Genomic DNA, 515 nt, shown 5'->3' with positions numbered 1-515 from the left:
ATGTTAATTGAGCGGATGCAGCAACGACACTTCTCTGATCAATTGATTGAAAAGATCACGTCAAAAAACTGGTTTACTGTTTTGAATAAAATATGGAAATTATAGTTTCTATGATCGAAAGTATGCTGACATTGTGTTTTTGGCAAAATTGAGGCTGGGTTAAAAAATCATCCTCATAGTGCCAAATTTTATTGGTTAGATGCCATGATGGTTTTTTAGCCAAGAATAGCTAGTTTGTGGTCAATTATGTATTTGATATTTTAGGGCAGGGTACAGTCTGGGCACCGTCATAAAAACGGGATTTTTATTTGAGTAGTTAGATTTAACTATATTCAAAAAGATATTTCAAGAATTTCTCTAAAAGCCCGAAATTCAGGCAAAAAAAATCCTCACTTCCTATTTAAGAAGTAAGGGTTTTAGTGCTTTTTCAAGCCATATTTGGAGCGGGAAAAGAGATTCGAACTCTCGACCCCAACCTTGGCAAGGTTATGCTCTACCACTGAGCTATTCCCGCT

1 tRNA gene is annotated in these 515 nt (G+C 35.9%); it reads right to left on the bottom strand.

Going from position 1 to position 515, the window contains the following annotated elements:
* Nucleotides 1–439: 439 nt before the first annotated feature.
* A tRNA-Gly gene (locus IPZ60_RS14125) sits at nt 440–514 on the bottom strand.
* Nucleotide 515 lies beyond the last annotated feature (1 nt).

The organism is Psychrobacter sp. NG25 (assembly GCF_015234355.1).
In the GTDB taxonomy this organism is placed as follows: domain Bacteria; phylum Pseudomonadota; class Gammaproteobacteria; order Pseudomonadales; family Moraxellaceae; genus Psychrobacter.
The sequence above is the reverse complement of the archived record's forward strand: the minus strand, read 5'-3'. Positions and strand labels throughout refer to the sequence as shown.